The following is an 11974-nucleotide window of genomic DNA, read 5'->3' on the forward strand; positions in this document are numbered from 1 at the left end:
ATCACTCCCCCATGCCCGACACACCGCCCGAATCGCCTGTCTCCAACGCCCCCGACTGGACCGTCTCGGAGCTCTCCGGCGCGCTGAAGCGCACGGTGGAGGACGCCTTCGGCCATGTGCGGGTGCGCGGCGAGATTTCCGGCTATCGCGGGCCGCATTCCTCCGGCCACGCCTATTTCAGCCTGAAGGACAGCAATGCCCGGCTCGACGCGGTGGTGTGGAAGGGCGTGTTCTCGCGGCTGCGGATAAAGCCCGAGGAAGGGCTGGAAGTCGTCGCCATCGGGCGCATCACCACCTTTCCCGGCAAGTCCTCCTACCAGATCGTCATCGACCAGCTCGAATTCGCCGGCGCCGGCGCGATCATGGCGATGCTGGAGGAGCGCAAGCGCCGGCTCGCCGCCGAAGGGCTATTCGCCGCGGAACGCAAGCGCCGTCCGCCCTTCCTGCCGCGCGTCATCGGCGTCGTCACCTCGCCGACCGGCGCGGTGATCCGCGACATACTGCACCGCCTCGCCGACCGCTTCCCGCGCCACGTCCTGGTCTGGCCGGTGCGGGTGCAGGGCGACACCTGCGGCGCCGAGGTGAGCGCCGCCATTCGCGGCTTCAACGCACTTCTCCCCGGCGGGCCGATCCCGCGCCCGGACGTGATCATCGTCGCGCGCGGCGGTGGCTCGCTGGAAGACCTGCTCGGCTTCTCCGAGGAGAGCGTGGTGCGGGCAGTGGCGGAAAGCGCCATCCCGCTGATCTCCGCCGTCGGCCACGAGACCGACGTCACGCTGATCGACTTCGCCGCCGATGTCCGCGCCCCGACCCCGACGGCGGCGGCCGAGATGGCGGTGCCGGTGCGGGCCGACCTGATCGCGGAAGTGGCCGGGCTGCATGCGCGGCTGCGCGCCAGCTTCGCGCGCGGGCTCGACCGGCGCGCCGTCGACCTGAAGGCGCTCAGCCGGCTGCTGCCGAGCGCCGACGCGCTGCTCGCCCTGCCGCGCCAGCGCCTCGACATCGCCGGCCAGCGCCTGCCGCGCGCGCTGAAGGCCAATGCGGGCGCGCACCGGCTGCGCCTCACCCGTACGGAGGGGCGGTTCGGCCCGCAGCAGCTCACCGGACTGATCGAGCGCCGGCGCGAGCGTTTCGGCCTCTTCGCCGGACGGCTCGCCAGCGCGCTCAGGGCCAATGTGAGCGCGCATCGCGAACGCATCGACCGCGACCGCGAGCGGGTGAACGGGCTGCATGCCCGGCTCGCCCCCGGCCTGCGGCGCGCCCATATGGAGCGGCTGCGCCGGCTGAGGTCGATCGAGCAGCTCATGCAGGCGCTGTCCTACAAGAGCGTGCTCGCGCGCGGCTATGCGCTGGTGCGCAACGCGGATGGCGAGCCGGTGCACGCGGCGGCCGGCATCGCCGCCGGCGACGCGCTGGAAATCGAGTTCCGCGACGGCCGCATCGGCGCGCTGGCGACCGATGGCGGCCCTACTCCCATCGCCGGACCACCGCGCCCGGCGCGCAAGCCGGCGCGGCCGCGCGGCGCTTCGCGTGGGTCGTCGACCTTGCCGGACGAGGACAGCCAACCCACCTTGTTCGACAATTGACGGCGCCGTCGCGGCCATCCTCCACCTGTGGGGTTGCCGGGACGGGTGCCGGGTCTTTATGGTCGGACGAAACGAACAGACAGGATGAGCGGGATCATGAACCGCTTCGAACGCTTCTCGGCCTCGGGTGAAGCCGAGGTCCGCTATCTCGATGGCGACTTCAGGGTCGTGCGTCCGGGCACCTTCGTGCGCTGCGCCGTGACCGGCGAGGCGATACCGCTGGACGAGCTGCGCTACTGGAGCGTCGACCTGCAGGAAGCCTATGCGAGCCCGCAGGCGGTGATGGCACGGCTGTATCCGGACCGCGCGCCCCCGCGCTGAGCCGTCCTAGCTGCCCAGCGCCGCGAGCATGCGCTCGAGCGACTTGGCGCTCTGCGGCTCCAGCGCCATGCGCACAGGCAACACGTCCGAGACATCGATCAGGGGCTGACCGACCTCGCTGCCGGCAAGACGCATCGCGTCCTTCTCGGTGGTGACGAGGAGAAGGTCGTTCTCTTCCGCCTGCACAAGCAGTTCCTCGACCTCCGACGCCGTATAGACGTGGTGGTCGGGAAAGGCCCGCGTCACCACCGGCAGCACGCCGAGCGTGCGCAGGGTCTCGAAGAACTTCGCCGGCCGACCGATGCCGGCATAGGCGAGCACGCGCTTGCCGAGCAGCCGGGCCACTGCCTGCGCCTCCGGCGCGAGGCGACCGCGCAGAACCACCACGCCGGCGGCATAGCCGTCGCGGGCCGCCCGCTCGCCCGGCGCGCCCTCGCCGATTACCAGCAGGGCCTGGGCGCGCTCGAGCTGCGGCGCCAGCGGCGCGCGCAGCGGTCCCGCCGGCAGGCACAGGCCGTTGCCGACGCCGACGCCCGCATCGACCACAAGGATAGACAGCGACTTGGCGAGCGCCGGGCTCTGGAAGCCGTCATCCATGATCAGCACGTCCGCGCCGGCCTGGGCGGCGGCCTGCGCGCCGGCGAGGCGGTCGCGCGCGACGAAGGTCGGAGCGCCGCGGGCGAGCAGGAGCGGCTCGTCGCCCACCTCGTCGGCGCCGTGCAGCAGCGGATCGACCCGCAGCGGGCCGGAAAGCCGTCCGCCATAGCCGCGCGTAAGGATCGCCGGCTTGAGGCCGCGCAGGGAGAGCCGGCGCGCGATCTCGATCACGGTCGGCGTCTTGCCGGCGCCGCCGACCGTCGGATTGCCGACGCAGATCACCGGCAGGCCGACCTCCGTGCCGGCGCGGCGCATGCGCGCGAGCGTGGCGCTTCCTACCAGCGCGCCGAGCGGGGCGAGCAGCTTCGCCACCAGGCTGGGTTCGCGTCGCCACCAGAAATCAGGCGCCTGCATCGCGGTCAGTGCCTCTCAAGCCGTATCTGTACCAGATAGGGATCGATTGCCCCGAGGGTACGCTCCAGCGCGCCGCCGAAACTCCCGATCGTCGCCTGCCCGTCCGCGATCATCTGCCTGCGCGAGCCCCCGTCGGCCAGAAGCATGAAGGCGCTGGCGGCCAGCGAGCGGGCGTCGGTCACTGGCGCCGCCCCGTGCGCCGCGTCGAGACGCGCGTAGAGCTCGCTGAAATTGGCGACATGGGACCCGTGCAGGATCGCGGTATCGAGCTTGATCGGCTCGATCGGGTTCTGCCCGCCCTTCTTCACCAGCGATCCCCCGAGCAGGGCCACCGAACCGAGACGGTAGAACAGGCCGAGCTCGCCGATGGTGTCGGCGACGTAGATGCTCGTGCCCCTGTCCGGCAAATAGCCGTCGCTGCGCAGCACCGCCGGGCAGCCGGCTTCCGTCGCCAGCCGCACCACCGCGGCACCGCGCTCGGGATGGCGCGGGGCGATGATGGTGAGCAGGTTCGGCATTTCCTTGGCCAGGCGCTGATGGGCCTCGATGATGATCTCCTCCTCGCCGGGATGGGTCGAGGCGGCGACCAGTACCTCGCGCCCGGCCGAGGCCGCGCGCAACATGTCGAAGGCGGCGATGTCGACCGGCGGCGGCGGGGCGTCGAACTTCAGATTGCCGGTAACGGTGACGCGCGGCGCGCCCAGCTTCTTGAGCCGCTCGCCGTCATCCGGCCCCTGGGCGAGGCACAGGTCGACCCGCGCCAGCAGGGCGCCGACGCTGCCGGAGATGCGCTGCCAGCTGGCGAAGGAGGTCGGCGACATGCGCGCATTGACCAGCACAAGCGGAATGCCGCGCGCATTCACCTCAACGATCAGGTTCGGCCAGAGCTCGGATTCGACCAGCAGCACGAGGTCCGGGCGCCAGTGCTTGAGGAAGCGGCGCAGGAACAGCGGGGAATCGAGCGGCACGAACTGGTGCGGCACGTCGGGCGGCAGGCGCGACCGCGCCAGCCGGGCGGAGGTCAGCGTGCCGGAGGTGAAGAGCACCTGGAAGCCGCGCCCGCGTAGCCGCTCGATGAGCGGAAGCACCGCGATCATCTCGCCGACGCTGGCGCCGTGCAGCCAGACCAGAGGTCCGCGCGGACGCGCCGCGCTGGCGCGGCCATAGCGTTCGCGCAGCCGCGCAGGATCCTCCTTGCCACGCTTCAGCCGGCGCGCGAGGAAGAGCCCGATGAAGGGCGTCGCCAGCCATGTGGCCGCCCGGTAGAGGCGGATGAGGAGCGAGGAGCGCTCTTTCGCCATCGCGCGCTAGCCGTTGCGGATTTCGGCCGGCGGCGCACGCTCGGGCGCCGCCGCGAGGGCACGGGCGGCGGCCGGACGACCGACCAGTTCCTCGGCCCGCGCGGTGATCTGGTCGAGCTGGCGCTGCAGCTCCCGCCGCGCGGCCTCGAGTTCCTCCGGGCCGGCATCGGCGGCGACGAGCACGCCATCGCCGGCGACGATGGCGGCGCGACCGAAGGGCAGGTGGATCGCCGCGCGGTCCCAGCTGCGCGCGAGGATGCGCCGGGAGGTAGCGATGGCGACCGGATAGATTGGCCGGCCCGAGTGCTTGGCGATGGTCACGACGCCGAGGCCTGCCACACGCGAGATCTTCGGCACGTCGGCGGTCATCGCGACATTGGTGCCTTCGCCGAGGTGGCGGATCATCTCGACGGTGGCGTTGAAGCCGCCCTTGGTGCGGAAGTCACGCCCCTGCGCCCCCGAGCCGCGCACCGTGCCGATACCCAGCGCCTCGGCGGCGATCGCATTCACGTCCGCGTCGGCGCTGCGCGAGATCATCACCCGCGCGCGGTGGTACGGCTTGACCAGGAAGGGCGTGAGGAAGTGCTGCCCGTGCCAGAAGGTCAGGATCATCGGCAGCTGCGCGTCGGCCAGCGCGTAGAGATCGGCCGGCTCCAGCACCACGCGCTGCGTGCGCCAGACAAGGCGCAGATAGGACGCCATGCCACGTCCGAGGACGGTGCGAACCGTCGGTGAGGTGCGCAGTCTACGCCACATTGCGAAAAGGCCGGAGGTCAGCTGGTCGTGGTGCTGGCTTCCGGATCCAGCAGGCGATGAAGGTGCACGATGAAGTAGCGCATATGCGCGTTGTCGACGGTCTGCTGCGCCTTCGCCTTCCAGGCGGCGTGCGCCGTCGCGTAGTTCGGGTAGACGCCGACCACGTCGAGCGCGCCGAGATCCTTGAAGGTGACGCCGTCGATGTTCTCGAGTTCGCCACCGAAGACGAGATGGAGAAGCTGGGGACTGGACTTGGTCTCGGGCATTCCGGTTGCGTCCTGTGCTCGGGTGCGCCGTCAGCGCGCCGCGACCACGAGGGTCGGGTGCAGCAGGCTGCCGGCGGAAACCAGCGCGCCATGCCGCGGCACCGGCGCATTGTATGCGAGCGGACGGCCGTCGAGCGTGGTCAGTCGTCCGCCTGCTTCGTGCACTAAAAGGTCCGCGGCGGCAAGGTCCCAATCATTGCCATTGGGCGACGCCAATGCCGCATCCAGTTCGCCGGTCGCCACCCGGGCGAGACGCAGCGCCAGCGAGCGGATGCGCTCGACCCGGCGGAAGCTCCCCGCCCGGTCCATATGGTTGAGCCACGGGGCGGGGCCGTCGATCACCGCTCCCTCCATGGCATCCGTCTCGGACACGCGGATCGGCCGGCCGTTGCGCGTCGCCCCGCCGCCGCGCACCGCGACGAAGAGCTCCTCCGTCACCGGGGCAAACAGCGCGCCGGCGATGGGCCGGCCGTCCTCCACAAGGGCGGCCTCCACGCACCAGTCCTGACGTCCGGCCATATAGGCCCGGGTGCCGTCGATCGGATCGACGATCCACACCCGCCGGCGCGTCAGGCGCGAGGGCTCGTCCGCCGTCTCCTCCGAGAGCCAGCCATAGTCCGGGCCGATGAGGCTCAGGCGCTCGCGCAGCATCAGGTCGACCGCGAGGTCGGCCTCGGTGACGGGGGAATCATTGTGCTTGGACCAGCTCTTCACGCCCTCGCGGAACATCGCCACCGCCACGGCGCCGGCGGCCACGACCGCATCCGCCAGATGCCGCGCCGCGATGGCGGGGTCGGCAAGAGGATCGGGGCGGGGCATGTCGGCGGCAAAGGTCGGCATCGGGTCCATTCTTGGGGAGTACGTGGGAGGAGAGAGGATTGCAAACGCGATATCGGCATTCGAAGCCATTCCGACAAGCTTTCATCAAGCATAGGTGCCATTCATCGCTGAGAAGAAACGGTCAACCATGTCCCTTAAGCGGGCAGGCAAACCCTCGCGACTAGATTGCCCCCACGACCGAGGCCGCAGAGCCAGAAGATCGGCGGGGAGATGCGTGATGCGTCAGCAGTTGATGGAAACACAGAAGGCCGAGGCCTGGCCTCAGGCGGCGACCTATCCCTATGTGGCGCTGTCGCGCCCTACCGCGGGGGAGGGCTGGCCGCTCCGTTTCCAGTCGCTCGATGCCGGCGCCGACAACGGCGTGCGCCTCATCGAGCTCGGAACGGACGAGGTGGTTCTGCGCCGGCATGTCGCCGGCGTGCCGATGAAGCTGGCGCGCCCACTCGCCCACTATGAGGGGCTGGCGGTGGCGCTGCTCGACCCGGAAGGCGATGATGACGGCGTCGCCATCGTGCTGGTGCATGCCGATCCCGCCTTGTCGGTGACGCTGTACAGCGCCCCCCATATCGACGATGTGGTCGCCGAATGGCGTGGCTGGAGCGAGACGCTCGGCCTGCCCATGCTGGTGACGGAAGCCGACGGCACGCGCCGGCCGGCCTATGCGATGATCGGTCGGCTCACCGTGGCCGAAACCCGGGCGCGCCGGCCCCGCCGGGGACCGCTGAAGCACCGCCGGCCGAGCGTCTATCGCCGCCGCGCCGCCGGCCGTCCGCTGGGCGACCTCGCCGTGCATCGCGGCGAGCGGGAAATGATCGCCAGGGACTGAACGGATCGGTCCGCTCGCCTGCCGTGTCCCGCTCGCAACCGCGGCGCCACCTGCTAGAGTGAAACGATCAACGAGATCGAGCGATACCGGTCGGCCGTACCGGTGCCGCTCGACGCTGCGAGAGCCAGACCCATGAAGCCATTTGTTCTGCCCCTGGCCGCCGCGCTGATGCTCGGCGCCGCCCCGGCGGCCCTCGCCGACTGCGCCGCTTCCCTGGTGCAGACACAGGCCGCGCTCGACAAGTTCATCGAGGCGGTCGCCGCCTCCGGGGCGACGGCGACGGAAAGCCAGGGCGCGCTGCTGAGCCATGACCCGTCACCCGGCGCCCTGGCCCAGACCGAAGCCGCGATCGGCGACAGCACCCGCCCCCTCGCGGCGCAGGAGGCGCTGGACAAGGCCCGTGCCGCGCAGGCCGCCGGCAACGAGGCGGAATGCGAGGCACAGCTCGCCAAGGCCCGCGCCGCCATCGGCCTTAAGTGAGGCCCCGCACACCGGCGCGACCGCAGCGCTGACCGCCGCCGCGCGGTCAGTCGCCTCCCTGCCGGGCGATCGGCTGTATGAGGTGGCCATGGAACAGGAAGGCGACGCCCATCAGCGCCGCCAGCAGCAGACAGGCGCCGGCCAACGCCGGGACCAGCCCTGCCGCCGCCAGCAATAATGCGCCGACGCAGGCGCCGGCGACGAAGGACGCCCAGGACGCCGCATAGGTCAGCGCCTCGATCGGCCGCTGGCGCCCGAGCGCGGTGCGCGCCAGCGCCTGTCCGCAGCCGAACAGCGCGCCGGTGACGAAGCTCTTGCCGACATCCGCCCCGGCAATGACCTAATGCACGCTGTTCTGCATGCCCATCGCCATCGCCACCGGCATCAGCGACAGGCGGCCGACATCGGCGCCGGTGAGCAGCACGGCGAGGGCGAACAGTGCCACCTCGCCGCCAAGCACGGCGACCAGCTTCCACTCGCCCACCGCATCCGTGACCAGGGTGCCGAGGAAGGCACCGGCCACGAAGGCGGTGACGATCGCCAGGGCGAGCAGCGCCAGGGACCATTGCCCATCGGCGAGCTGGATGCCGAGCCGGGTGCTGTTACCGCTCATGAAGGAGAGGAACAGCCCGCCCAGATGGGCATAGCCGACCGCGTCGACGAAGCCGGCGACGATGGTCGCGAAAGTGGCGAACAGGAGCGGGCGGAACGCGGTGGAGGGCATGCCGGTGTCAAATGTCGCATGGTTCGGTCACGAAAAAGGGCGCCCACAGGCGCCCTTCTCGATAATTTGCAAAGAGCTGACGGTCTTTCGTGATTCCCGGGCCAAGGTTACGGGCCATCGGAATCACGGGCAGACATGCACCCAGCCGCCGCCCCAGCCACGGCGCCAGAAGCAGCCCGGACGAACCGGGGGCCCCCAGCCGCGCGCGTAAGGCGGCACGTACCAGTAATTCCAGTTCGGACGCCAGGCACAGCGCCACGGGCCGCAGACCCAGCGCACATTCTCCGCGAGGGGGACGGACGGCGCGACCACGTCGATGGCCGCGACGGCGGCGGGCATGGTGACGGCAGGCATGGCCACGCCCGCTTCGGCCTTGCCGGCGCCGAGGGCGGCGAGCGTTCCCAGCGCCAGGGCGGCGCCGAGCATGATCTTGCGAAGGCGAAGCTGAATGGAGGCGGAAGTCAGCGAAAGGCGACGCATGATGCACTCCCGAGCGTGGTGGTCAGACGGCAGAACGATAACATGACGATCGTCTCGCACCAGCCGTAACCTCATGCTGTTGCAAAAAAACTCGGCGGCGGAGGCTCCGGATGCCCGCCGGCCCGGGCTGGTGGGAACGAAGGAAGCCGGCGCTAGCTCAGAAGGGCGAGCCCGACGAGGCCGCCGCCGAGCACCAGGATCGCCGGGTTCACCTTCTTGACGAAATAGACCCCGACGAACACCGCAAGGGCGATGGCGATGGTAAGCGCTCCGTCGATCGCCGTACGGGCGATGGAAATGGTGCCCGCCGCCATCAGCCCCACGACCAGCGGCGCCATGCCCTGCTGCAACGAGCGGCGCCAGGGCGAGCCGTCGAAATGGTCCCACACGCGCGAAGCAGCCCAGGAGATGGCGCCTGCCGGCACGAAAAAGCCGAGGAAGGCGAGCAGCGCCCCGACATAGCCGGTGACGTGGTAGCCGATGACGATGACCATCAGCATGTTCGGGCCCGGCACCACCTGGCCGAGGCCGTAAATGTCGCGGAACTGGTCGTCAGTCAGCCAGTGATGGCTTTCCACCACCAGCGTCTTGGTCTCCGGCAGCACCGCCGCGCCGCCGCCGACCGCCAGCACGGAGAGCAGCGCGAAGACACCGAGGACGGACAGGTTCTCGTTCATGCCGAGGCTCCCGGCCCATCCGCGTCCCTGCGCGGCCGATAGATGAACACCGCGACCGGCCCGACGGTGAGCAGCACCCAGACCAGCGAGATGTGCAGGAAGCTCACCATCAGCACGGTGACGGCGATGATGGTTATGTCGATCAGCGTGCCGAGCTGCTTGCGCCCGATCTGCAGCGTCACCGCCGAGAGCATGCCGACCGCCGCCGCACCCACGCCGATCAGCGTAGCGTTGACATAGGGGTTGTGCGCGTTCGAGGCGTAGAGCACGCCCAGCGCCAGCACCAGCGTGCCGCCCGGCAGGGTGATGCCGAGGAAGGCGATGATGGAGCCGGCCACGCCGCGCAGCCGGTCGCCGACGATGATGCTCATATTGGTGGCGTTCAGGCCGGGCAGAGCCTGCGAGATTTCCAGCGCCGAGAGGAAATGCTCCTCGTCGAGCCATCGCTTCTTCAGCACAAGCCCGGCGCGCAGATAGGCCACCACGCCGCCGCCGAAGCTGATCGCGCCGATGAGCAGGAAGGTGACGAAGATCTCCCACAGCGGCACGTCGCGGGGGATGGCATAGGCTTCCGGCGGCACCTGCGACTCGGTGGCGGCGCCCGGACCCGGCGGGACGGAAACGGTCATAAAGGCACCCAGCCCACGGTGATGAGATCGAGGCGGCTCAGGCTTCGTGGCTGGCCACGAGCTGCTTGCCAAAATTGTAGACCAGCGCGGTCTTGGTGGCGCCGAGCTTCACCCATTCGGGCGCCCGCATCTGCGCCGCCTTGAAGAACTCCTCGGAGCGCGCCCGGGCCTTGATATGGAGGGCATCGTAGCGGTCGAACTTCGCCTGGAAGGCGAACTCGCCGATAATCGAGGTCTCGGTCGAGCGGTCGCGCCAGACGGCGATGGTCGCCTTGGCGATGAGGCCGTGGCCGAAGTCGAACGAGCCGACATTCACCTGCACCTCCTCGACGGGCAGGTTATTCACCAGCGAGATCGTCGCCGCCTTGTCGGCCGGACAATGCTCGGCCAGCTCGGGGAAGACCTGGGTGATACGCTCCAGCCCCTCGTTGAGCACGAGGCCGGGGCTCAGCAGCACGCAATTGTGCGAATAGAGCGAGCGCATGCCGCCTAGGCTGTCCTTCAGCGGCAGCAGCTCCTCCTTGAACTTGATGTCGGCGCGGCCGCTCAGATGCGGGGTGACGTCGATGGCGGCGGCGGTGGCGAGGTCCGGGTGGCGGAACTTCAGCGTCAGCTCGTGCTCGGCGTCCGGCCAGCCGTCGGTATAGAAGGTGCGCTTCCGCAGGATGAAGGCGTTGCGGTAGAGATCGCTCTCCGGCGTGTCGTAGAACAACACCTCGCGGACCTGGCGCTTGAAGCCGTCCTTGTTGGTGGTGACGCCGACCTTGAACTCGGGCGCGATCAGACACAGCTTGTGCCAGTACACCTCGAACTGATGGGGGTCGAAGAACCGCTCCGGACGGAGCAGTATCTTGTACTCACGGTAGTGGATGTCATCCATGGAAAATCCCGCCGGGAGGACGTTCGCCGCACGTCCGCCAGCAAGATTTACGCCTGCCGCCGACGGTCCACAAGGCGGGCAGGAGGCGGGTGTCACACGCGCGTCATGCCGCCGGGCACCTTGAAGAAGGCAGCCCAAATGTGGTCCAACCAGACGGATCGTCGATCCGTGCCTGCGGACAGGGCCGCGCAAGGTCCCCTCCCGCGAGAAGAGAGATAGCGCCATGCCCTCCAAGCTCGACCAACTGCGTGCCATGACCGTCGTCGTCTCCGACACCGGAGACATCGAGACGGTGCGGCGGCTGAAGCCGCAGGACTGCACCACCAACCCGACGCTGCTGCTCAAGGCTGCAGAGATGCCGGCCTATGCGCCGCTGGTCGACGAGGCGATCGACTGGGGCCGCCGCCAGGGCGGCACGGGCGAGGCGGTGGTGGCGGCGACCTGCGACCGGCTGGCGCTGAATTTCGGCGCCGAGCTGTCGAAGATCGTGCCCGGCCGGGTCTCCACCGAGGTCGACGCCGACCTGTCCTTCGACACGCAGGCGACGCTGGCCAAGGCCCGCTCCTTCATCGCCGCCTATGAGGCGCGCGGCGTCGGGCGCGAGCGCATCCTGATCAAGGTCGCCTCCACCTGGGAGGGACTGCGGGCGGCGGAAGTCCTTCAGAAGGAAGGCATCGACTGCAACCTGACCCTGCTGTTCTCGCTCGCCCAGGCGGCGGCGGCGGCCGATGCCGGCGCCTTCCTCATCTCGCCCTTCGTCGGCCGCATCCTCGACTGGCACGTGAGCGCGGGCGAGGGCCCGTTCACCGCCGAGACCGATCCCGGCGTCGTCTCGGTGCGGCAGATCTACGCCTATTACAAGAAGCACGGCATCCCGACCGTGGTGATGGGCGCCTCCTTCCGCAACACCGGCGAGATCGAGGCGCTGGCGGGCTGCGACCGGCTCACCATCGGCCCGTCGCTGCTCGACCAGCTCGCCGCCGACGAGGGCGTGCTGGAGCGCAAGCTCGACCCCGCCAACACCGAGGGCGCACCGGCGCGGCTTCACCTCGACGAGAAGGCGTTCCGCTTCGCCATGAACGAGGACCAGATGGCGACGGAGAAGCTCTCCGACGGTATCCGCCACTTCGTGAAGGACCTGCGCACGCTGCGCGGCCTCGTCGCCAAGCGGCTGGACGGCGCCAAGGCGGCCTGATC

General features: G+C 69.8%; 14 protein-coding genes and 1 pseudogene. 5 read left to right on the forward strand and 10 right to left on the reverse strand.

Annotation, left to right across the window (positions count from 1 at the left end; all coding sequences use genetic code 11):
• Window positions 1-11: 11 nt before the first annotated feature.
• Together xseA and AC1PZ7_RS02185 are read left to right on the forward strand one after the other, a co-directional pair.
• On the forward strand, window positions 12-1586 hold the full coding sequence (gene xseA / locus AC1PZ7_RS02180; protein ID WP_482357884.1) for an exodeoxyribonuclease VII large subunit: 1575 nt from the start codon (window positions 12-14) through the stop codon (window positions 1584-1586).
• Window positions 1587-1682: 96 nt separating this feature from the next.
• Window positions 1683-1907 carry a DUF2093 domain-containing protein gene (locus AC1PZ7_RS02185; RefSeq protein ID WP_482357885.1) on the forward strand — a complete coding sequence of 75 codons (225 nt, stop codon included), beginning with the start codon at window positions 1683-1685 and terminating at the stop codon, window positions 1905-1907.
• Window positions 1908-1913: 6 nt separating this feature from the next.
• Here AC1PZ7_RS02185 and lpxK read toward each other — a convergent pair whose 3' ends face one another.
• The 5 genes from lpxK to AC1PZ7_RS02210 are packed head-to-tail and all read right to left on the reverse strand — an operon-like array spanning window position 1914 to window position 6081.
• Window positions 1914-2918 (reverse strand): tetraacyldisaccharide 4'-kinase, encoded by a 1005-nt coding sequence (gene lpxK, locus AC1PZ7_RS02190; protein WP_482357886.1) that lies wholly within the window; start codon window positions 2916-2918, stop codon window positions 1914-1916.
• A gap of 5 nt (window positions 2919-2923) precedes the next feature.
• Window positions 2924-4219, reverse strand: a complete 1296-nt coding sequence (locus tag AC1PZ7_RS02195) for a 3-deoxy-D-manno-octulosonic acid transferase (RefSeq protein WP_482357887.1) — start codon at window positions 4217-4219, stop codon at window positions 2924-2926.
• Window positions 4220-4225: 6 nt separating this feature from the next.
• Window positions 4226-4975 carry a lysophospholipid acyltransferase family protein gene (locus AC1PZ7_RS02200; protein WP_482357888.1) on the reverse strand — a complete coding sequence of 250 codons (750 nt, stop codon included), beginning with the start codon at window positions 4973-4975 and terminating at the stop codon, window positions 4226-4228.
• A gap of 17 nt (window positions 4976-4992) precedes the next feature.
• Window positions 4993-5241: a DUF4170 domain-containing protein gene (locus AC1PZ7_RS02205; RefSeq protein WP_482357889.1), complete on the reverse strand. Its 249-nt coding sequence runs from the start codon at window positions 5239-5241 to the stop codon at window positions 4993-4995.
• 30 nt (window positions 5242-5271) lie between these two features.
• Window positions 5272-6081 carry a 3'(2'),5'-bisphosphate nucleotidase CysQ gene (locus AC1PZ7_RS02210; RefSeq protein ID WP_482357890.1) on the reverse strand — a complete coding sequence of 270 codons (810 nt, stop codon included), beginning with the start codon at window positions 6079-6081 and terminating at the stop codon, window positions 5272-5274.
• Window positions 6082-6298: 217 nt separating this feature from the next.
• On the opposite strand from AC1PZ7_RS02210, the gene AC1PZ7_RS02215 reads away from it, so the two are divergent.
• Together AC1PZ7_RS02215 and AC1PZ7_RS02220 are read left to right on the forward strand one after the other, a co-directional pair.
• Window positions 6299-6907: a DUF6101 family protein gene (locus AC1PZ7_RS02215; protein WP_482357891.1), complete on the forward strand. Its 609-nt coding sequence runs from the start codon at window positions 6299-6301 to the stop codon at window positions 6905-6907.
• 132 nt (window positions 6908-7039) lie between these two features.
• Window positions 7040-7387 (forward strand): hypothetical protein, encoded by a 348-nt coding sequence (locus AC1PZ7_RS02220; protein WP_482357892.1) that lies wholly within the window; start codon window positions 7040-7042, stop codon window positions 7385-7387.
• 46 nt (window positions 7388-7433) lie between these two features.
• Here AC1PZ7_RS02220 and AC1PZ7_RS02225 read toward each other — a convergent pair.
• From AC1PZ7_RS02225 to AC1PZ7_RS02245, 5 genes and pseudogenes are all read right to left on the reverse strand, one after another.
• Window positions 7434-8111: pseudogene (locus AC1PZ7_RS02225) on the reverse strand (YoaK family protein).
• 123 nt (window positions 8112-8234) lie between these two features.
• Window positions 8235-8591: a hypothetical protein gene (locus tag AC1PZ7_RS02230; RefSeq protein WP_482357893.1), complete on the reverse strand. Its 357-nt coding sequence runs from the start codon at window positions 8589-8591 to the stop codon at window positions 8235-8237.
• Window positions 8592-8743: 152 nt separating this feature from the next.
• Entirely contained in the window at window positions 8744-9268 is a 525-nt protein-coding gene (locus tag AC1PZ7_RS02235; RefSeq protein WP_482357894.1) for a chromate transporter, read from the reverse strand.
• A complete protein-coding gene (locus tag AC1PZ7_RS02240; RefSeq protein ID WP_482357895.1) occupies window positions 9265-9897 on the reverse strand; it encodes a chromate transporter in 633 nt (210 codons plus the stop codon). The genes AC1PZ7_RS02235 and AC1PZ7_RS02240 overlap by 4 nt, the downstream gene beginning before the upstream one ends.
• A gap of 37 nt (window positions 9898-9934) precedes the next feature.
• Window positions 9935-10777 (reverse strand): hypothetical protein, encoded by an 843-nt coding sequence (locus tag AC1PZ7_RS02245; RefSeq protein ID WP_482357896.1) that lies wholly within the window; start codon window positions 10775-10777, stop codon window positions 9935-9937.
• 223 nt (window positions 10778-11000) lie between these two features.
• On the opposite strand from AC1PZ7_RS02245, the gene tal reads away from it, so the two are divergent.
• Window positions 11001-11972 (forward strand): transaldolase, encoded by a 972-nt coding sequence (gene tal / locus AC1PZ7_RS02250; protein ID WP_482357897.1) that lies wholly within the window; start codon window positions 11001-11003, stop codon window positions 11970-11972.
• The last annotated feature ends 2 nt before the right edge of the window (window positions 11973-11974 follow it).

The organism is Ancylobacter sp. TW_SC_1 (assembly GCF_056836805.1).

What these genes read in the sequence shown, in the direction of transcription:
- xseA (WP_482357884.1), top strand. Translation starts at nt 12, where the DNA reads ATGCCCGACACACCGCCCGAATCGCCTGTCTCCAACGCCCCCGACTGG.
- AC1PZ7_RS02185 (WP_482357885.1), top strand. Translation starts at nt 1,683, where the DNA reads ATGAACCGCTTCGAACGCTTCTCGGCCTCGGGTGAAGCCGAGGTCCGC.
- lpxK (WP_482357886.1), bottom strand. Translation starts at nt 2,918, where the DNA reads ATGCAGGCGCCTGATTTCTGGTGGCGACGCGAACCCAGCCTGGTGGCG.
- AC1PZ7_RS02195 (WP_482357887.1), bottom strand. Translation starts at nt 4,219, where the DNA reads ATGGCGAAAGAGCGCTCCTCGCTCCTCATCCGCCTCTACCGGGCGGCC.
- AC1PZ7_RS02200 (WP_482357888.1), bottom strand. Translation starts at nt 4,975, where the DNA reads ATGTGGCGTAGACTGCGCACCTCACCGACGGTTCGCACCGTCCTCGGA.
- AC1PZ7_RS02205 (WP_482357889.1), bottom strand. Translation starts at nt 5,241, where the DNA reads ATGCCCGAGACCAAGTCCAGTCCCCAGCTTCTCCATCTCGTCTTCGGT.
- AC1PZ7_RS02210 (WP_482357890.1), bottom strand. Translation starts at nt 6,081, where the DNA reads ATGCCGACCTTTGCCGCCGACATGCCCCGCCCCGATCCTCTTGCCGAC.
- AC1PZ7_RS02215 (WP_482357891.1), top strand. Translation starts at nt 6,299, where the DNA reads ATGCGTCAGCAGTTGATGGAAACACAGAAGGCCGAGGCCTGGCCTCAG.
- AC1PZ7_RS02220 (WP_482357892.1), top strand. Translation starts at nt 7,040, where the DNA reads ATGAAGCCATTTGTTCTGCCCCTGGCCGCCGCGCTGATGCTCGGCGCC.
- AC1PZ7_RS02230 (WP_482357893.1), bottom strand. Translation starts at nt 8,591, where the DNA reads ATGCGTCGCCTTTCGCTGACTTCCGCCTCCATTCAGCTTCGCCTTCGC.
- AC1PZ7_RS02235 (WP_482357894.1), bottom strand. Translation starts at nt 9,268, where the DNA reads ATGAACGAGAACCTGTCCGTCCTCGGTGTCTTCGCGCTGCTCTCCGTG.
- AC1PZ7_RS02240 (WP_482357895.1), bottom strand. Translation starts at nt 9,897, where the DNA reads ATGACCGTTTCCGTCCCGCCGGGTCCGGGCGCCGCCACCGAGTCGCAG.
- AC1PZ7_RS02245 (WP_482357896.1), bottom strand. Translation starts at nt 10,777, where the DNA reads ATGGATGACATCCACTACCGTGAGTACAAGATACTGCTCCGTCCGGAG.
- tal (WP_482357897.1), top strand. Translation starts at nt 11,001, where the DNA reads ATGCCCTCCAAGCTCGACCAACTGCGTGCCATGACCGTCGTCGTCTCC.